The 18,014-nt window shown below is 64.6% G+C and carries 13 protein-coding genes, 2 tRNA genes and 3 rRNA genes; 10 read left to right on the top strand and 8 right to left on the bottom strand.

Annotated elements, in window-relative coordinates; all coding sequences use genetic code 11:
- Nucleotides 1-11: 11 nt before the first annotated feature.
- On the bottom strand, nt 12-1,223 hold the full coding sequence (locus ACPOLB_RS07125) for an ABC transporter substrate-binding protein (protein WP_425260606.1): 1,212 nt from the start codon (nt 1,221-1,223) through the stop codon (nt 12-14).
- A 286-nt stretch (nt 1,224-1,509) separates the two neighbouring features.
- Between ACPOLB_RS07125 and ACPOLB_RS07120 the strand changes: the two genes are divergently transcribed.
- From ACPOLB_RS07120 to rrf, 8 genes are all read left to right on the top strand, one after another.
- On the top strand, nt 1,510-2,433 hold the full coding sequence (locus tag ACPOLB_RS07120; protein ID WP_425260605.1) for a polysaccharide deacetylase family protein: 924 nt from the start codon (nt 1,510-1,512) through the stop codon (nt 2,431-2,433).
- A complete protein-coding gene (locus ACPOLB_RS07115; RefSeq protein WP_425260604.1) occupies nt 2,430-3,629 on the top strand; it encodes an amidase in 1,200 nt (399 codons plus the stop codon). Before ACPOLB_RS07120 ends, ACPOLB_RS07115 begins: the two co-directional genes overlap by 4 nt.
- Nucleotides 3,613-4,311: a GntR family transcriptional regulator gene (locus ACPOLB_RS07110; RefSeq protein WP_425260603.1), complete on the top strand. Its 699-nt coding sequence runs from the start codon at nt 3,613-3,615 to the stop codon at nt 4,309-4,311. The genes ACPOLB_RS07115 and ACPOLB_RS07110 overlap by 17 nt, the downstream gene beginning before the upstream one ends.
- Nucleotides 4,312-4,694: 383 nt before the next feature.
- Nucleotides 4,695-6,223, top strand: a 16S ribosomal RNA gene (locus ACPOLB_RS07105).
- Between the two features lie 72 nt (nt 6,224-6,295).
- Nucleotides 6,296-6,372, top strand: a tRNA-Ile gene (locus tag ACPOLB_RS07100).
- 8 nt (nt 6,373-6,380) lie between these two features.
- A tRNA-Ala gene (locus tag ACPOLB_RS07095) sits at nt 6,381-6,456 on the top strand.
- Nucleotides 6,457-6,711: 255 nt separating this feature from the next.
- Nucleotides 6,712-9,586: ribosomal RNA gene (locus ACPOLB_RS07090) — 23S ribosomal RNA — on the top strand.
- 107 nt (nt 9,587-9,693) lie between these two features.
- Nucleotides 9,694-9,806: ribosomal RNA gene (gene rrf, locus ACPOLB_RS07085) — 5S ribosomal RNA — on the top strand.
- Together the 16S, 23S and 5S rRNA genes with 2 tRNA genes alongside form the textbook arrangement of a ribosomal RNA operon.
- 86 nt (nt 9,807-9,892) lie before the next feature.
- Here rrf and ACPOLB_RS07080 read toward each other — a convergent pair.
- The 7 genes from ACPOLB_RS07080 to ACPOLB_RS07050 are packed head-to-tail and all read right to left on the bottom strand — an operon-like array spanning nt 9,893 to nt 15,645.
- Nucleotides 9,893-10,558, bottom strand: coding sequence for an AAA family ATPase (locus ACPOLB_RS07080; RefSeq protein ID WP_425260602.1), 666 nt, complete (start codon nt 10,556-10,558; stop codon nt 9,893-9,895).
- Nucleotides 10,551-11,180, bottom strand: a complete 630-nt coding sequence (gene pnuC, locus ACPOLB_RS07075; protein ID WP_425260601.1) for a nicotinamide riboside transporter PnuC — start codon at nt 11,178-11,180, stop codon at nt 10,551-10,553. The genes ACPOLB_RS07080 and pnuC overlap by 8 nt, the downstream gene beginning before the upstream one ends.
- 30 nt (nt 11,181-11,210) lie before the next feature.
- Entirely contained in the window at nt 11,211-11,486 is a 276-nt protein-coding gene (gene ftsB, locus ACPOLB_RS07070; protein WP_425260600.1) for a cell division protein FtsB, read from the bottom strand.
- 4 nt (nt 11,487-11,490) lie between these two features.
- Nucleotides 11,491-12,774 (bottom strand): phosphopyruvate hydratase, encoded by a 1,284-nt coding sequence (gene eno / locus ACPOLB_RS07065; protein ID WP_425260599.1) that lies wholly within the window; start codon nt 12,772-12,774, stop codon nt 11,491-11,493.
- A gap of 41 nt (nt 12,775-12,815) precedes the next feature.
- Nucleotides 12,816-13,124, bottom strand: a complete 309-nt coding sequence (locus ACPOLB_RS07060) for a DUF1330 domain-containing protein (protein WP_425260597.1) — start codon at nt 13,122-13,124, stop codon at nt 12,816-12,818.
- Nucleotides 13,125-13,135: 11 nt separating this feature from the next.
- On the bottom strand, nt 13,136-13,993 hold the full coding sequence (gene kdsA, locus ACPOLB_RS07055) for a 3-deoxy-8-phosphooctulonate synthase (RefSeq protein WP_425260596.1): 858 nt from the start codon (nt 13,991-13,993) through the stop codon (nt 13,136-13,138).
- Nucleotides 13,990-15,645, bottom strand: a complete 1,656-nt coding sequence (locus ACPOLB_RS07050; RefSeq protein WP_425260595.1) for a CTP synthase — start codon at nt 15,643-15,645, stop codon at nt 13,990-13,992. Before ACPOLB_RS07050 ends, kdsA begins: the two co-directional genes overlap by 4 nt.
- 182 nt (nt 15,646-15,827) lie before the next feature.
- Here ACPOLB_RS07050 and ACPOLB_RS07045 point away from each other — a divergent pair, with 182 nt between their 5' ends.
- Together ACPOLB_RS07045 and ACPOLB_RS07040 are read left to right on the top strand one after the other, a co-directional pair.
- A complete protein-coding gene (locus ACPOLB_RS07045; protein WP_425260594.1) occupies nt 15,828-16,712 on the top strand; it encodes a hypothetical protein in 885 nt (294 codons plus the stop codon).
- A gap of 8 nt (nt 16,713-16,720) precedes the next feature.
- Nucleotides 16,721-17,980 carry a hypothetical protein gene (locus ACPOLB_RS07040; protein ID WP_425260593.1) on the top strand — a complete coding sequence of 420 codons (1,260 nt, stop codon included), beginning with the start codon at nt 16,721-16,723 and terminating at the stop codon, nt 17,978-17,980.
- Nucleotides 17,981-18,014: the final 34 nt, after the last annotated feature.

Raw genomic sequence — 18,014 nt, 5'->3', positions numbered from 1 at the left:
CGCCGGCCCGCTCAGTTCGCGGTGAGGCCGACGGGCACGATGCGGTTGTCGATGAACTGCGCCCAGACGTAGTCGTCGCTGCCCACGGCGTCGTGGTTCGTGGCTGAGAAGGGCTTCACGTAGGTCTTGATCAGGCCCTCGTGGCGGTCGATCCTGTAGAAACCCTGGCGCACCGCGTCGCCTTGCGTCGAGCCGGCAGCCGCGATGGCCAGCGCCGTGAGGTGCATGGCGTCGTAGGCGTTGGCCACGCCGACGGCCGGCGTGATGTCGGCCGGGCCCTTCACGTTGGGGTACTTGGCGGTCATGGCCTTGATGACGCGCTCGCCCACCGGGCCCTGCTTGCCGAAGAAGCTGTAGGTCTGCACGAAGTGCACGTCCTTCGCATTGGGCCCGGCCAGTTCGCTGAAGCGGCCGCCGGCCGGCCCCCAGTGCGAGACGACGGGCACCTTCCAGCCCATGCGGTCGAGGGACTTCACCACCTGGGCCGACGGCCCCACGTTGCCCACCAGGAACAGCGTGTCGGCCCCCGCGGCCTTCAACCGCGTGAGCTGCGGCACCATGTCGACGTCGTTGGCCTCGTACTTCTCGACGCCCGCGGCGGTGACGTTCTTCGCAGCCATCGCCGCCTTCAGGCCGCGCTCGTTGCTTTCGCCCCAGGGGTTGTTGACGAGGATGAGGCCGGGCCGGGCGGTCTTGAACGTCTTCTGCGCGTAGGCCAGCATGCCGATGTCGACGATCTCGTCGACCGCCGACACCCGGAAGGCGAAGTTCGGGTTGGCGCCGTTCTTCGTGATGCCGGTGCCGGCGGCCCACGGCCCCATGAACGGCACCTTCTCCTGGTTCACCAGCGGCACGATGGCCATCGACACCGGCGTGTCCAGGCCGCCGAAGATCACGGCCACCTTCTCGCGGTAGATCAGCTCGCGCGCGGCCACCACGCCCTTGGCCGGGTTGCCTTCGTCGTCGCGGCGCACCAGTTCGAGCTTGCGGCCGCCGAGCAGGCCGCCCTTGGCGTTGATCTCGTCGATGGCCACCTGCATGCCGCGCGTGATCGCCTCGCCGGCCAGCGCCGACTGCCCGGACAACGCGGTGACGAGGCCGATCTTGATGGCCTCCTGCGCCTGCGCCAGCGCGCTGACGCCCAGACCGGCCGCGGCCAGCGCGGCGGCGACGAGCGTGCGGCGCACGCGGGAAGGGGCACGGGGGAGCAGGGAACCGGGCATGGGGACGTCTCCAGAAGGTTGCGGTGCACCGAGGGCGGGACGGAGGGCGCCCGCGCCGCCGTCGAGTGCAAGCCCCATGCCAGATGTGCACAGGCGGCGACAGGCCGTGTCGACAATCTGTCCAACGGATCGTCGACACGGCGGCATGGCTCTTGCACGGGGCGGGGTCCTGCCTTCCGCACGTCAGCAAGGAGATCGCCATGCACAACCACGAAGCCCGGCCCGCGCAGCGGCCGCGGTGCGGCGTCGGTCCCGCCGCCGGCCCCCTGCGCTGAGCGCCCACGCCATGTCTGCGCAGTACCTGGGCCCGCTGCCCGACCATGGCCGCTTCGGCTACAGCGCCATCACGCGCCGCCCCGACTACGCGTGGCCCGGCGGCGCGCGGCTGGCGGTGTACATCGGCTTCAATCTCGAGCACTTCGCGTTCGGCGAGGGCCTGGGGGCGGGCATCGGGCCGGTGTCGCCCGCGCCCGACGTGCTGAACCACAGCTGGCGCGAGTACGGCAACCGCGTGGGTGCCTGGCGCTGCCTCGAACTGTTCGACCAGCTGGGCCTGCCCACGGCCGCCATCGTGAACACCGCGCTGTACGACCATTGCCCGGAGCTGGTGGCGGCCTGCGTGGACCGCGGCGACGAACTGGTCGGCCACGGCCACACGAATGCCGAGCGCCAGGGCGCGCTGGACGAGGCGTCGGAACGCGAACTGCTGGCGCTGTGCCGCGAGCGCATGGCCGCCCACAGCGGGCAGGTGCCGCGCGGGTGGCTGTCGCCGTGGATCTCGGAAAGCCGCGTCACGCCCGACCTGCTGGCCGAAACCGGCTACGCCTACACCCTGAACTGGTGCCACGACGACCAGCCGCAGCGCATGCGCACCCGCAGCGGGCGCGGCCTGTGGGCCGTGCCGTACCCGCAGGAGCTGAACGACATCCCGATGATCGTGGGCCGCCAGATGGACGGGAAGGACTTCGCGCAGATGGTCATCGACCAGTGCGACGAGATGCTGGTGCAGGCGCGGAGCCAACCACTGGTGATGGGCATCGCGCTGCACCCGTACCTGGTGGGCCAGCCCTACCGGCTGCGCCACCTGCGGCGGGCGCTGGAGCACGTGGCGGCTGCGCGCGGGCGCGGCGAGGTCTGGTGCACCACGCCCGGGGCGGTGTGCAGCCACATGGAGGCGCTGGCCGCCGAGCGGCCGGCGGAGTTCGCATGAGCTTTCCGATCGATGACACGGTGGGCGCCTGGGTGCCGCACGGCCGCTTCGTGCTGGCGGGGCGCCCCGATGGCCCTTTGCAGGGGTTGCGGTTTGCCGTGAAGGACCTGTTCGACGTGGCCGGCCATGCCACCGGCGCCGGCAACCCGGCCTGGCTGGCGACGCACGCAGTGCCGGCCGTGCACAGCGCCGTGGTGGCGCAACTGACCGAAGCCGGCGCCACGCTGATGGGCAAGGTGCTCACCGACGAGCTGGCCTACAGCCTGCACGGCGACAACGTGCACTACGGTGCGCCGCGCAATGCGCGCGCGCCGCTGCGGGTGACCGGGGGCTCATCCAGCGGCTCTGCGGCGGCCGTGGCAGCCGGTCTCGTGGACTTCGCCATCGGCACCGACACCGGCGGCTCGACCCGCGTGCCTGCCAGCTACTGCGGGCTGTGGGGCCTGCGCACGACACACGGCGCCGTCTCGGCCAGCGGCATGGTGCCGCTGCACCCGAGCTTCGACACGGTCACCTGGCTGGCACGCGACGCCACGGTGTTCGCGCGGGTCGGCGCGGTGCTGTTGCCGCCGCAGCATCGGGTGCAGCCTGCGTGGCGTCGCCCGCTGGTGCTGGACGATGCGGCCGCACTGGCCGACGCCGACTTCGCTGCGCCGATGGCGCAGGTGGTGGGCGTCCTGCAGCAACTGCTGGCGCGCGACGCGGTGCATGTCGCCGCGGCGCACGGGTCGGACCTTGCGGCGTGGCGGCAGATCTACGCCACGGCCGGCGCCCACGAGGGCTGGGCCACCCATGGGGCGTGGATCCGCCGGCACCAGCCGCAGTTCGGTCCTGCGGTCGCGGCGCGCTGGGATGCGGCCAGCAGGATCGAAGATGCGGCGGCCGCGGTCGCCCGCGCGGAAGTGGTGCGGATCCGCGGCCTGGTGCGTGCGCTGCTGGGCGACGACGGCGTGGCCGTGCTGCCGTCGGCAGCCAGCCTGGCGCCCCTGCGCGATGCCGATCCCGCGGCTGTCGATGCGGTGCGGCTGCGCACGATGGCCATCACCTGCATCGCGGGGCTGGCGGGGTTGCCGCAGGTCAGCATTCCGATGCAGACGCCCGCGGGCGTGCCGCTCGGCATCTCGCTGCTCGGGCCGGCCGGAAGCGACCTGGCGCTGATCGAATTGGCGACACGGCTGCATGCGGCGGTCTGCTGAGGCCGGCCGCCCGGCCGACGCGGTGGAGCAGCGCATCTACAGCGCGGTGTTCGACAGCGTGATGGCGCAGCGCCTGGCGCCGGGCACGAAGCTGCCGGAGGCCGCGCTGTGCACGTTGTTCGGCGTCACGCGGTCGGTCGTGCGCAAGGTGCTGCAACGGCTGGCGCACGACCACATCGTCGAATTGCGGCCGAACCGGGGTGCGATCGTCGCGGTGCCGAGCGCAGAGGACTCCCGGCAGATCTTCGAGGCGCGGCGTGCGCTGGAGGCCGCCATCGTGGCCCTTGTCGCGGCGCGCGCGACAGCGGCCGACCTGCAGGCCTTGCGGGAGCAACTGCAGCAGGAACAGGCGGCGATGCACCGCTTCGACCAGCCGGCGTGGGCGCGACTTGCCAGTGCCTTCCACCTGCGGCTGGCCGAGCTGGCGGGCAACGGCATCCTGCAGCGGTGCCTGGCGGAAACGGTGTCGCGCAGCTCGCTCATCGTGGCGCTGCACGAACCGCCTGGCAACGCACCCTGCGAGCACGAAGAGCACGCAGCGATCGTCGAGGCGATCACGCAGGGCGACGCAGCGCGGGCAGCGGCGCTGATGCACCAGCACCTGCACGCGCTGGAGCAGCACCTGAGACTGGACCGGACCGTGAGCGAGCCGAGTCTGGCGGAACGACTCGGGTTGCGTTGAGCTGTTGAGCCGTTGTGCGCCTTGAACCAGGCTGAAGAAGCTGTGTATACTGGCGGGCTCGGCTTGTTGCTGCGAACGCAGTCCCGCAAGCGAAACGGCGCGAAAAGACTTCGCACTGAATCGCAAAAGGGTGTTGACAGCGCAATCCGAAGCTGACATAGTTGAGGGCTTCGCTGATGACAAGTCAGCGAAGCGCAGCAAAAGCAGCGCAGCTCTTTAACAACACACAGCCGATAAGCGTGGGCGTTTGAAGGCGAGTGCCGAGACTGGATGCGGGGTCAAACCTGTTGAAGGTCGAGGTCTCATGGACCTTAAACGCTCACTGAATTGAATTTTCATGCAAGTGAAGTTCACTTCAATTCTTTGAGTAATTTATCAAGATCGAACTGAAGAGTTTGATCCTGGCTCAGATTGAACGCTGGCGGCATGCCTTACACATGCAAGTCGAACGGTAACGCGGGGCAACCTGGCGACGAGTGGCGAACGGGTGAGTAATATATCGGAACGTGCCCAGTAGTGGGGGATAGCCCGGCGAAAGCCGGATTAATACCGCATACGACCTACGGGTGAAAGGGGGGGATCGCAAGACCTCTCGCTATTGGAGCGGCCGATATCAGATTAGGTAGTTGGTGGGGTAAAGGCCTACCAAGCCGACGATCTGTAGCTGGTCTGAGAGGACGACCAGCCACACTGGGACTGAGACACGGCCCAGACTCCTACGGGAGGCAGCAGTGGGGAATTTTGGACAATGGGCGCAAGCCTGATCCAGCCATGCCGCGTGCGGGAAGAAGGCCTTCGGGTTGTAAACCGCTTTTGTCAGGGAAGAAAAGTTCTGGGTTAATACCCTGGGGCGATGACGGTACCTGAAGAATAAGCACCGGCTAACTACGTGCCAGCAGCCGCGGTAATACGTAGGGTGCAAGCGTTAATCGGAATTACTGGGCGTAAAGCGTGCGCAGGCGGTCTTGCAAGACAGATGTGAAATCCCCGGGCTCAACCTGGGAACTGCATTTGTGACTGCAAGGCTGGAGTACGGCAGAGGGGGATGGAATTCCGCGTGTAGCAGTGAAATGCGTAGATATGCGGAGGAACACCGATGGCGAAGGCAATCCCCTGGGCCTGTACTGACGCTCATGCACGAAAGCGTGGGGAGCAAACAGGATTAGATACCCTGGTAGTCCACGCCCTAAACGATGTCAACTGGTTGTTGGGAGGGTTTCTTCTCAGTAACGTAGCTAACGCGTGAAGTTGACCGCCTGGGGAGTACGGCCGCAAGGTTGAAACTCAAAGGAATTGACGGGGACCCGCACAAGCGGTGGATGATGTGGTTTAATTCGACGCAACGCGAAAAACCTTACCTACCCTTGACATGTCTGGAATCCTGAAGAGATTTGGGAGTGCTCGAAAGAGAGCCAGAACACAGGTGCTGCATGGCCGTCGTCAGCTCGTGTCGTGAGATGTTGGGTTAAGTCCCGCAACGAGCGCAACCCTTGTCATTAGTTGCTACGAAAGGGCACTCTAATGAGACTGCCGGTGACAAACCGGAGGAAGGTGGGGATGACGTCAGGTCATCATGGCCCTTATGGGTAGGGCTACACACGTCATACAATGGACGGTACAGAGGGCTGCCAACCCGCGAGGGGGAGCCAATCCCAGAAAACCGTTCGTAGTCCGGATCGCAGTCTGCAACTCGACTGCGTGAAGTCGGAATCGCTAGTAATCGCGGATCAGCTTGCCGCGGTGAATACGTTCCCGGGTCTTGTACACACCGCCCGTCACACCATGGGAGCGGGTTCTGCCAGAAGTAGTTAGCCTAACCGCAAGGAGGGCGATTACCACGGCAGGGTTCGTGACTGGGGTGAAGTCGTAACAAGGTAGCCGTATCGGAAGGTGCGGCTGGATCACCTCCTTTCTGGAAAAAGCGCACTCAAGTTTGGGCGCCCACACTTATCGGCTGTTGTTGACGACAGATACCCAATTGTGCGGGTCTGTAGCTCAGTTGGTTAGAGCACCGTCTTGATAAGGCGGGGGTCGTTGGTTCGAATCCAACCAGACCCACCATCGCAATCGGGGGTGTAGCTCAGCTGGGAGAGCACCTGCTTTGCAAGCAGGGGGTCATCGGTTCGATCCCGTTCACCTCCACCAAAGATCTGTTCGAAGCGGCGAATGCATGCTGTGCATTGGCCGGTTCGATCGAGAGATCGGCTGTCGTTCTTTAACAATTCATAGAGTCGAAAATCAGTGTTGTCGACGGAAAGACCGCAAGGTCACCGTGCCGTCGGCAACTTAATGATTGCGTCAAAACAAACTTCAATTCCAGAATTGAAGTTTCGGCATAACGCGTAATACTCAAATCGTTCATTGACCGATGCCTTCCGTCAGGAGGCGTCAAAGTTATAGGGTCAAGTGAATAAGTGCATGTGGTGGATGCCTAGGCGATTACAGGCGATGAAGGACGTGGTAGCCTGCGATAAGCTTCGGGGAGCTGGCAAATAAGCTTTGATCCGGAGATTTCCGAATGGGGAAACCCACCCTTAGGGGTATCGCATACTGAATACATAGGTATGCGAGGCGAACCGGGTGAACTGAAACATCTCAGTAGCTCGAGGAAAAGACATCAACCGAGATTCCGAAAGTAGTGGCGAGCGAAATCGGAACAGCCTGCATGTTTTAGCATCGAGATTATCAGAACAGTCTGGAAAGGCTGGCCATAGCGGGTGATAGCCCCGTATGAAAAAATCATGGTGTGGAACTAAGCATGCGACAAGTAGGGCGGGACACGTGTAATCCTGTCTGAATATGGGGGGACCATCCTCCAAGGCTAAATACTCGTAATCGACCGATAGTGAACTAGTACCGTGAGGGAAAGGCGAAAAGAACCCCGGGAGGGGAGTGAAATAGATCCTGAAACCGCATGCATACAAAAAGTCGGAGCCCGCAAGGGTGACGGCGTACCTTTTGTATAATGGGTCAGCGACTTACATTCAGTGGCAAGCTTAACCGAATAGGGAAGGCGCAGGGAAACCGAGTCCGAATAGGGCGTTCAGTCGCTGGGTGTAGACCCGAAACCAAGTGATCTATCCATGGCCAGGATGAAGGTGCCGTAACAGGTACTGGAGGTCCGAACCGACTAGTGTTGCAAAACTAGCGGATGAGCTGTGGATAGGGGTGAAAGGCTAAACAAACTTGGAGATAGCTGGTTCTCTCCGAAAACTATTTAGGTAGTGCCTCAAGTATTACCATCGGGGGTAGAGCACTGTTATGGCTAGGGGGTCATGGCGACTTACCAAACCATTGCAAACTCCGAATACCGATGAGTACAGCTTGGGAGACAGTGCACCGGGTGCTAACGTCCGGACACAAGAGGGAAACAACCCAGACCGCCAGCTAAGGTCCCCAAAATTGGCTAAGTGGGAAACGAAGTGGGAAGGCTAAAACAGTCAGGATGTTGGCTTAGAAGCAGCCATCATTTAAAGAAAGCGTAATAGCTCACTGATCGAGTCGTCCTGCGCGGAAGATGTAACGGGGCTAAGCCAGTTACCGAAGCTGCGGATGCACAGCAATGTGCGTGGTAGGAGAGCGTTCTGTACGCCTGTGAAGGTGGATCGTGAGGTCTGCTGGAGGTATCAGAAGTGCGAATGCTGACATGAGTAGCGTTAAAGGGGGTGAAAAGCCCCCTCGCCGAAAGCGCAAGGTTTCCTACGCAACGTTCATCGGCGTAGGGTGAGTCGGCCCCTAAGGCGAGGCAGAGATGCGTAGCTGATGGGAAACAGGTCAATATTCCTGTACCGATGTGTAGTGCGATGTGGGGACGGAGAAGGTTAACTCAGCCGGGTGTTGGATGTCCCGGTTCAAGCATGTAGGCGTGCCCTCTAGGCAAATCCGGAGGGCTTAGCTGAGGTGTGATAACGAGGCGGCTTGCCGCTGAAGTGAGTGATACCCTGCTTCCAGGAAAAGCCACTAAGCTCCAGCTACACACGACCGTACCGCAAACCGACACTGGTGCGCGAGATGAGTATTCTAAGGCGCTTGAGAGAACTCTGGAGAAGGAACTCGGCAAATTGACACCGTAACTTCGGAAGAAGGTGTGCCTTTAGTAGGTGAACCATTTACTTGGGGAGCCCAATGAGGCCGCAGAGAATCGGTGGCTGCGACTGTTTATTAAAAACACAGCACTCTGCAAAGACGAAAGTCGACGTATAGGGTGTGACGCCTGCCCGGTGCTGGAAGATTAAATGATGGGGTGCAAGCTCTTGATTGAAGTCCCAGTAAACGGCGGCCGTAACTATAACGGTCCTAAGGTAGCGAAATTCCTTGTCGGGTAAGTTCCGACCTGCACGAATGGCGTAACGATGGCCACACTGTCTCCTCCAGAGACTCAGCGAAGTTGAAATGTTTGTGATGATGCAATCTCCCCGCGGAAAGACGGAAAGACCCCATGAACCTTTACTGTAGCTTTACATTGGACTTTGAACAGATCTGTGTAGGATAGGTGGGAGGCTTTGAAGTAGGGACGCTAGTTCTTATGGAGCCAACGTTGAAATACCACCCTGGTGTGTTTGAGGTTCTAACCTTGGCCCGTTATCCGGGTTGGGGACAGTGTATGGTGGGCAGTTTGACTGGGGCGGTCTCCTCCCAAAGTGTAACGGAGGAGTTCGAAGGTACGCTAGGCACGGTCGGAAATCGTGCTAATAGTGCATAGGCATAAGCGTGCTTGACTGCGAGACTGACAAGTCGAGCAGGTACGAAAGTAGGACTAAGTGATCCGGTGGTTCTGTATGGAAGGGCCATCGCTCAACGGATAAAAGGTACTCTGGGGATAACAGGCTGATACCGCCCAAGAGTTCATATCGACGGCGGTGTTTGGCACCTCGATGTCGGCTCATCTCATCCTGGGGCTGTAGCCGGTCCCAAGGGTATGGCTGTTCGCCATTTAAAGAGGTACGTGAGCTGGGTTTAAAACGTCGTGAGACAGTTTGGTCCCTATCTTCCGTGGGCGCTGCAAGATTGAGAGAGCCTGCTCCTAGTACGAGAGGACCGGAGTGGACGCACCTCTGGTGTATCGGTTGTCACGCCAGTGGCATTGCCGAGTAGCTAAGTGCGGAAGAGATAACCGCTGAAAGCATCTAAGCGGGAAACTCGTCTCAAGATGAGTCTTGCCGGGGCCTTGAGCCCCCTGAAGAGTCGTTCGAGACCAGGACGTTGATAGGTCGGGTGTGGAAGCGCAGTAATGCGTTAAGCTAACCGATACTAATTGCTCGTGCGGCTTGACCCTATAACTTTGACGATGAGTCAAAACGTTATGCCAAGACGCAATCATGCTGATTGAGACTCTATGAATTGGCTGCGGCGTGCACCAGCACGACGCGGCAACAAGTTAAGCCTGATGACCATAGCAAGGTGGTCCCACTCCTTCCCATCCCGAACAGGACAGTGAAACGCCTTTGCGCCGATGATAGTGCGGGTTCCCGTGTGAAAGTAGGACATCGTCAGGCTAATATCCGAAAACCCCCGGCTCTCTCGAGTCGGGGGTTTTTCCTTTGGGGCCAACGAAACGCCCGCCGCGCGTCTGCTTGCGCAGTCAGGTCGCACGCCGCATGGCGTGTTCGCAGTCCGGATCGTCGCAATCGACGCAGATCCAAGGACGTTGTTGCGCATTGCGGGTCGCCAGTTGCGTGAAGAGTCCCCGAGTCGATGGAGACAAAGCCCGCAGCGCAGGCGCGACGGCATCCAGGGCCTGCTGGACCCGGAGGTCGCCGAAGCCGGCCACGAGGGACCAGGGCACGCCGTGCGTGGACAACAGGTGACGAATCAGGTCGTCGATGGGCTCGCGCACGTGCGGACCATCGCGTTGCAACCCGTCCGGCACCCACGGCAGGTCCAATGCGGTCAGCAGCGTCACGGCGCAACTGCGTTGCCAGGCCAGGGCCTCCGCGAGCAGGCTGTCGTCGCCGAACAGCTTGCGGCTGTAGACCGCCGTCATCAGGGGCGTCGTGTCGGTGATCACGACATCATGGGCTGCAGCTGCGGCCTCGACCGCTGCGCGCTGCAGCGCGGCGATCCCCGCCTGTTCCTCCGGTCGCGGCGTGCGTTGCCGCGCGTCGCACCACAGCCGCAACTGTTCCGGCACCCAGGTCGTGCGCAGACCGGTGTCGACGCCGATCCGCTCGGCCAGGCTGGCTGCCAGCGCAGTCTTGCCGGTGCTTTCAGCGCCGACGATGCCGATGACCAGCGCCGGCTCAGCCACGCAGCATGCCGCGCCAGGTGCGCCAGCCCCAGAGTGCCATCACGGTGAACAAGGCATACAGAACGACCGTCAGCCAGAGCCCCTTGGAGGCGAACAGGGCGACGCTGACCAGATTGACGATCGTCCACACTGCCCAGTTCTCCACCCGCTTGCGTGCAAGCAGCAGCGTGCCGGCCACACTGCCGACCGTGGGCAGTGCGTCGAGCCACGCGGCGTCGCTGTCCGTGAAGCGCAGCAGCGCCAGAGCCAGCACCGGCCAGGCGGCAAGCACACCCAGCAAGCACAACCACCGTTGCCGCGCGCTGAGTGTTCCGACCTGCAGCGCGCGGCCGCCGTCACCGGTCCCGCGCAGCCATTGCGACCAACCCCATCCCGCCATCGCGATGAAGAACAGCTGCAGCCCCGCTTCTCCATACAGCTTGCTGTCCGCAAACAGCAGCGCATACAGGAACGACGACAGCATCGCCAATGGCCAGCCCAGCGGGTTCACGCGCCAGTTGCACAGCACCATCGTCACCGACAGCACGAAGCCGACGATTTCCAGCCAGGTGACGGGGCTGCCCCACAGCGTGAATGCCGCCGTGAACAAGGGCCTGGCTGCCTGCAGCAGCGACTCAAGCAAGGCGAGGTTGTCCTGATGCAGGGGTGCAGTTCAAGGCCGCGGGGACACCTGGACCAGGATCTCGTCCGGTCGCAGCATGCCCAGCTCGCTGCGCGCCTTCTCTTCGACCATCTCCAGGCCTTCCTTCAGGTCGCTGACCTCTGCAGCGAGCCGGGTGTTCCGCGTCCGCGCCTCTTCGTTGACGGCCTGCTGCACGGCGAGTTGCGACCGCAACTGCATCACCTGCGGCAGGCTGCCACGACCGAGCCACAGGTCGGCTTGCACTGCGAGCAGCAGCACTGCCAGCACGACCGTGACCCAGCGCAAGACGCTACCTCAGGTTGTAGAACGCCGAGCGGCCGGGGTAGCTGGCGACATCGCCCAGGTCTTCCTCGATGCGCAGCAGCTGGTTGTACTTGGCGATGCGGTCGCTGCGGCTCATCGAGCCGGTCTTGATCTGGCCGGCGTTGGTGCCCACTGCGATGTCGGCGATGGTGCTGTCCTCGGTCTCGCCGCTGCGGTGGCTGATGACGTTGGTCCAGCCGGCCCGCTTGGCCATCTCGATGGCCGAGAAGGTCTCGCTCAGCGTGCCGATCTGGTTGATCTTGATGAGGATGGAGTTGGCCACCCCTTCCCGGATGCCGCGCTCCAGGATCTTCGTGTTGGTCACGAAGAGGTCGTCGCCCACCAGCTGCACCTTCTTGCCAAGGCGGTCGTTCAGGATCTTCCAACCGTCCCAGTCGCCTTCGTGCATGCCGTCTTCGATGCTGATGATCGGGTACTTGTCGACCCACGTCGCCAGGACATCGGTCCACTCGGCCGAGCTCAGCTGCAGGCCTTCGCCTTCCAGGTGGTACTTGCCATCCTTGTAGAACTCGCTCGCCGCGCAGTCCAGGCCGATGGCGATCTGCTCGCCGGCGGTGTAGCCGGCCTTGTCGATCGCCTCCAGGATCATCTGGATCGCCGCTTCGTGGCTGGCCACGTTGGGCGCGAAGCCGCCTTCGTCACCGACCGCAGTCGTCATGCCCTTGCCGTCGATGATCTTCTTCAGTGCGTGGAACACCTCGGCGCCGTAGCGCACGGCTTCGCGGAACGTCGGTGCGCCCACCGGGATGATCATCAGCTCCTGCAGGTCGAGGTTGTTGTTCGCGTGGGCGCCGCCGTTGATGACGTTCATCATCGGCACCGGCAGGCTCATGCGGCCCATGCCGCCGAAGTAGCGGTACAGCGGCAGGCCGCTTTCCTCGGCAGCGGCGCGCGCCACCGCCATGCTCACGGCCAGCGTCGCATTGGCGCCGAGGCGGCTCTTGTTCTCGGTGCCGTCCAGGTCGATCAGCGTCTTGTCGAGGAAGGCCTGCTCCGACGCATCGAGGCCGAGCACCGATTCGCTGATCTCGGTGTTGATGTGCTCCACCGCGCGCAGCACGCCCTTGCCCAGGTAGCGGCTCTTGTCGCCGTCGCGCAGCTCGATGGCTTCGCGGCTGCCGGTGCTGGCACCGCTAGGCACGGCGGCGCGGCCCATGGTGCCGCTTTCCAGCAGCACGTCGCATTCGACGGTGGGGTTGCCGCGGCTGTCGAGAATCTCTCGGCCGACGATATCGACGATGGCGCTCATGCGTGTCCTCAGGATGGCTTGAAGTTCGTTGCGATCGGTGCTCAGACCGGGGCGTCGACGCCCTCGACCAGCACCATGTTGAAGCAGGCGGTCGCGCCGTGGCGCAGCGCGCGCGCGGCCACGTAGGCCGGGCTGTCGTACATGGCCCGCGCCGTCTCGAAGTCGGGGTAGCGCAGCACGGTCAGCCGGGGCGGCGTCCAGTCGCCCTCCAGCACGTGCATGCGGCCGCCGCGCACCAGGTACTCGCCGCCGAAGGCCTTCACGACCTCGGGGGCCATCGCCATGTAGCGCTGGAAGGCGACCGGGTCGGTGATGCTGGACTCGACGATCAGGTAGGCAGGCGTGGCCATCGGTGCATCCCTCAGCAGCTGAAATCGTTCTCGAGCAGCGGCTGCGTCTTCACCACGCGGTCCAGTGCCACCAGTTGCTCCAGCAGCGCGCGCATGTGTTTCAGCGGCACGGCGTTCGGGCCGTCCGACAAGGCGTTGGCCGGATCCGGATGCGTTTCCATGAAGAGACCCGCCACCCCGACCGCCACGGCCGCGCGCGACAGCACCGGCACGAATTCGCGCTGGCCGCCGCTGCTCGTGCCCTGGCCGCCCGGCAGCTGCACGCTGTGCGTGGCGTCGAACACCACCGGCGCACCCGTCTCGCGCATGATGGCCAGGCTGCGCATGTCGGACACGAGGTTGTTGTAGCCGAAGCTCGCACCGCGTTCGCAGGCCATGAACACGTCATCCGGCAGGCCCTTCTCGCGCGCGGCGGCGCGGGCCTTGTCGATGACGTTCTTCATGTCGTGCGGGGCCAGGAACTGCCCCTTCTTGATGTTCACCGGCCTGCCGCTCTGCGCCACCGCGCGGATGAAGTCGGTCTGCCGGCACAGGAAGGCCGGTGTCTGCAGCACATCGACGACCGCTGCCACGTCGGCGATCTGGCCCTCGTCGTGCACGTCGGTGAGGATCGGCACGCCCAGCGTGCGCTTCACCTTCGCCAGGATCTCCAGGCCCCGCTCCAGACCCGGGCCGCGGAAACTGGTGCCGCTGCTGCGGTTGGCCTTGTCGAAGCTGCTCTTGAAGATGAACGGGATGCCCAGCGACTGCGTGATCTCCTGCAGCCGCCCGGCCACGTCCATCTGCAGCTGCTCGCTCTCGACGACGCAGGGCCCGCTGATCAGGAAGAACGGCTTGTCGAGGCCGACGTCGAAGTTGCAGAGCTTCATGCTGCGGCCTTCACGGTTTGCGCCTGCCGCGCCTGGTGGTCGAGCGCGGCCTTCACGTAGCTGCTGAACAGCGGGTGCCCGCCCCAGGGCGTGCTCTTGAACTCGGGGTGGAACTGCACGCCCATGAACCACGGGTGCACGTCGTGCGGCAGCTCGACGATCTCGGTCAGCTTCTCGGTCTGCGTCAGCGCGCTGATGACCAGCCCGGCCTGCTGCAGCCGGTCGAGATAGTTCACGTTGGCTTCGTAGCGGTGGCGGTGGCGTTCGGTGACGACGTTGCCGTAGATGCGATGCGCCAGCGTGCCGGGCTTGACGTCGCTGCTCTGCGCACCCAGGCGCATCGTGCCGCCGAGGTCGCTGCTCGCGCTGCGCTTCTGGATGCTGCCGTCGCGGTCCTGCCACTCCTCGATCAGGGCAATGACCGGGTGGCGCGCGTCGGGCTCGAACTCGGTGCTGTTGGCCTCGGGCAGGCCGGCGACGTGGCGCGCGTACTCGATGGTGGCGACCTGCATGCCCAGGCAGATGCCCAGGTACGGGATCTTGTGCTCGCGTGCGTACTGCACCGCGACGATCTTGCCTTCGATGCCGCGCTTGCCGAAGCCGCCGGGCACCAGGATGGCGTCGAACTGCGCCAGCTGCGCCGCGGTGTCCGCGGTCAGCGTCTCGGCATCCACGTACTCGATGTCGACCTTGGCGTGGTTGTGGATGCCGGCGTGGCGCAGCGCCTCGTTCAGGCTCTTGTAGCTGTCGGACAGGTCGGTGTACTTGCCGCACATCGCGATCTTCACGCGGTGCTGCGGGTGTTCGACCTCGTGCACCAGGGTGTCCCAGCGCTTCAGGTCGGCCGGACGCGTCAGCAGCTGCAGCTTCATGCAGATCAGCTCGTCCAGGCCCTGCTCGTGCAGCACGCGGGGCACCTTGTAGATGGTGTCCACGTCCCACATGCTGATCACGCCGTGCGGCTGCACGTTGGTGAACAGGCTGATCTTCTCGCGCTCGTCGTCGGGGATGGGCCGGTCGGCGCGGCACAGCAGCACGTCGGGCTGGATGCCGATCTCGCGCATCTTCTGCACCGTGTGCTGCGTCGGCTTGGTCTTCAGCTCGCCGGCGGCAGCGATGTACGGCACGTAGGTCAGGTGCACGAAGGCGCTGTTGTTGGGCCCGAGCTTCAGGCTCATCTGGCGCACCGCCTCCAGGAAGGGCAGGCTCTCGATGTCGCCCACGGTGCCGCCGATCTCGACGATGGCCACGTCGACGTCGACCGCGCCGCGCTTGACGAATTCCTGGATCTCGTTGGTGACGTGCGGGATCACCTGCACCGTCTTGCCAAGATAGTCGCCGCGGCGTTCCTTCTCGAGCACCGACTTGTAGATCTGGCCGGTGGTGAAGTTGTTGGTCTTCTTCATCCGCGTCGTGATGAAGCGCTCGTAGTGGCCCAGGTCCAGGTCGGTCTCGGCGCCGTCGTCGGTGACGAAGACCTCGCCATGCTGGAACGGGCTCATCGTGCCCGGATCCACGTTGAGGTACGGGTCCAGCTTGATCAGGGTGACTTTGAGGCCGCGCGATTCGAGGATCGCCGCGAGAGAGGCCGCCGCGATGCCCTTGCCGAGTGAGGACACCACACCGCCGGTGACGAAGACGAACTTGGTCATGTCGTGAGGCACTGGGAATGTGCCCTGGTGGTAAACGCTGATTATATCGACGGGGCCCCGGTCGCCCGCCGCCGCCCGGTCGGGCGTGCCGCCTTCAGGGTAAGTTCTTGTTGAAAGCGAACGATCGTTCGCCGCACAGTGCGCTCACCCTGCCCGTCAGAGCGCAGCGGAGGAGACGACCCATGCACATCGGCATCCGCCGGGCCCTGGCGGGCCTGGCCATCGGCGCTGGCCTGCTGGCCGCGGCCGCGCAGGCCACGAACTACACCTTGTGGATCAACGGCCGCAGCAACAACGCCCAGGTCGGCAACACCGCCGACTTCAGCTACTGGGGCCCGGCCACCACCGCCGCGGGCGTGAACAAGAAGGCCGTCAACTGGGACGGCTACAACCGCATCAGCACCACCAACGGCGGCATCCGCGACGCGCTCGACTGCTACTGCACCGGCCCGAACTGGTGCTACGTGGCGGCACACTCCGCGGGCAACCTGCAGATCGGCTACGCGCTGTCGCTGTACGGAACCAGCACCCGCAACCAGAAGAACGCCGTGCCCGGCAGCAACGGCCAGTGCGGCAACACCGGGGGCACCCAGACTGGCTGGAACATCAAGTGGGTCGACGTGGCAGCCGGCGCGGGTGGCGGCTCGGAGCTGGCCGACGCCGGCGACTGGGCGCTGAGCGAGCCGCTGGTCAGCGACCTGAAGACCAGCAGTGCACGCGCGCTGTACAACCACAACAGCACGGCTGGCGTCACGTTCTACATGTATGCCGGCGCACGCGGCACGCTGTACTCGGGCCTGCTGCCGGGGCAGGACGACGAGGCCGTGGCCTACCACAGCGCCGGCGGCGTCTCGGGTTCGAGCGGCGCGAGCTTCTGCAACCCGTCGGACTGGTTCTGCAACGACCTCACGCTCGGCACCGCGGCCAACCAGGGCGGGCGCACGAAGTGGAGCAACCACTCGGTGGTCTTCCGCGACGACAAGGAGGCATACAACCACTACACCAACGGCAACTGGGGTGGTGTCGTGGGCCTGGTGCGCACGCACGTGGTCAACAACGCGAAGTGAGCACGCCGGTGCCCGCACGTCGCCCGCACCACCACCAGGCCGGCGGGGCCGGTCGCGCCGCGCTGGTGGCGGTGGCGCTGGCGGCCGTGCTGGCCTGGTGGCTGGCGGCACCCTCGGCCGCACCGGTGCCGCCCAGGGCGATGGCCGCCGGAGACGCCGCGCCGCTGCTGCAGACCACCGCCGGCGAGGTCGCGGCGCTGCCGGCGGCATCAACGGCCACAGCGGCAGCGCTGCCGGCCGCCGCCGGCCTGAGCCCCGCGCAGCGCCAGGAGCAGATCGCGCTGTGGCGCGAACGGCTCGAGCGCGCGAAGACCGCGCTCGCCAACTACCAGCAGGCGGCGCGCTACCCCGACAGCTCGCGCCCGATCGAGGAACACCCCGACCAGGTGCGCCCCTTCGAGCCCATCGCCGAAGACCGCGCGCTGCGCATGCCGGGCGGCAGCGTCACGCCCGGCGTGCGGCTGCGCACCACGCAGGACCGCATCTTCCTGGCCGGCCTGGAGACCGCGCGCATCACCGTCGCGCTCGTCGACGCCGACGGCCGCCCGCAGCCGCTGCGCGTGACCCGCGCCATGCTGCACGAAGTGACCGAACCCGGCCGCACCGCACGCACCAACGAAGTCGCGATCGACGTCAACGACCGCGGCAGCAGCGGCGACCTGCAGGCCGGCGACGGCGTGCACAGCGCGGTGCTGCAGCCCGGCGCCCAGGGTTTCACGGACTTCGCCGGCACCGTGCGCCTGACGCTGCACCTCGACCACGCCGGCCAGCCCGGCTTCCTGTTCTTCGACCTCGTCTACAGCCCCGAACTCGCCGCCACCTGGGTGCCCGGCGTGCGCGACATGGCCGAAGGCGGCGATCTGCGCTTCGTGCTGCAGGCCGACGTGCGCCTGCCCGGCCGCTACGTCGTCAGCGGCCGCATCGACGATGCGGCGGGCCAGCCGGTCGCGTTGGCGCTGTTCAACGCCGAACTCGGCGGCGGCCGCCAGGCCATCGTGCTGCCGGTGGCCGGGCGCCTGCTGCACGACAGGCAGCCGGCGTTCCCCCTGCGGCTGCGCGACGTCGAGGCCTTCCTGCTCAAGCCCGACACCTTCCCCGACCGCGTGATGCTGCCGCGCCTGGCCGGCGTGCTGCACAGCTCGGCCGTCTACACGCTGGACCGCTTCGCCAATGCCGAGCCCGGCGGCGACCAGCGCGCGCGCTACCTGGCCGAACTGGGCAAGGACGTGCGCGAAGCCGAACAGCAGCTGCAGCAGCTCGGCCCTTGACGTCGGGCAAGGGCCGCGGCGGCGGCGCTGCTAG

The sequence above is a fragment of the Rubrivivax soli genome (assembly GCF_049810355.1).
Taxonomy (GTDB): domain Bacteria; phylum Pseudomonadota; class Gammaproteobacteria; order Burkholderiales; family Burkholderiaceae_C; genus Rubrivivax.
The sequence above is the reverse complement of the archived record's forward strand: the minus strand, read 5'-3'. Positions and strand labels throughout refer to the sequence as shown.

What these genes read in the sequence shown, in the direction of transcription:
- ACPOLB_RS07125 (WP_425260606.1), bottom strand. Translation starts at nt 1,223, where the DNA reads ATGCCCGGTTCCCTGCTCCCCCGTGCCCCTTCCCGCGTGCGCCGCACG.
- ACPOLB_RS07120 (WP_425260605.1), top strand. Translation starts at nt 1,510, where the DNA reads ATGTCTGCGCAGTACCTGGGCCCGCTGCCCGACCATGGCCGCTTCGGC.
- ACPOLB_RS07115 (WP_425260604.1), top strand. Translation starts at nt 2,430, where the DNA reads ATGAGCTTTCCGATCGATGACACGGTGGGCGCCTGGGTGCCGCACGGC.
- ACPOLB_RS07110 (WP_425260603.1), top strand. Translation starts at nt 3,613, where the DNA reads ATGCGGCGGTCTGCTGAGGCCGGCCGCCCGGCCGACGCGGTGGAGCAG.
- eno (WP_425260599.1), bottom strand. Translation starts at nt 12,774, where the DNA reads ATGAGCGCCATCGTCGATATCGTCGGCCGAGAGATTCTCGACAGCCGC.
- ACPOLB_RS07060 (WP_425260597.1), bottom strand. Translation starts at nt 13,124, where the DNA reads ATGGCCACGCCTGCCTACCTGATCGTCGAGTCCAGCATCACCGACCCG.
- kdsA (WP_425260596.1), bottom strand. Translation starts at nt 13,993, where the DNA reads ATGAAGCTCTGCAACTTCGACGTCGGCCTCGACAAGCCGTTCTTCCTG.
- ACPOLB_RS07050 (WP_425260595.1), bottom strand. Translation starts at nt 15,645, where the DNA reads ATGACCAAGTTCGTCTTCGTCACCGGCGGTGTGGTGTCCTCACTCGGC.
- ACPOLB_RS07045 (WP_425260594.1), top strand. Translation starts at nt 15,828, where the DNA reads ATGCACATCGGCATCCGCCGGGCCCTGGCGGGCCTGGCCATCGGCGCT.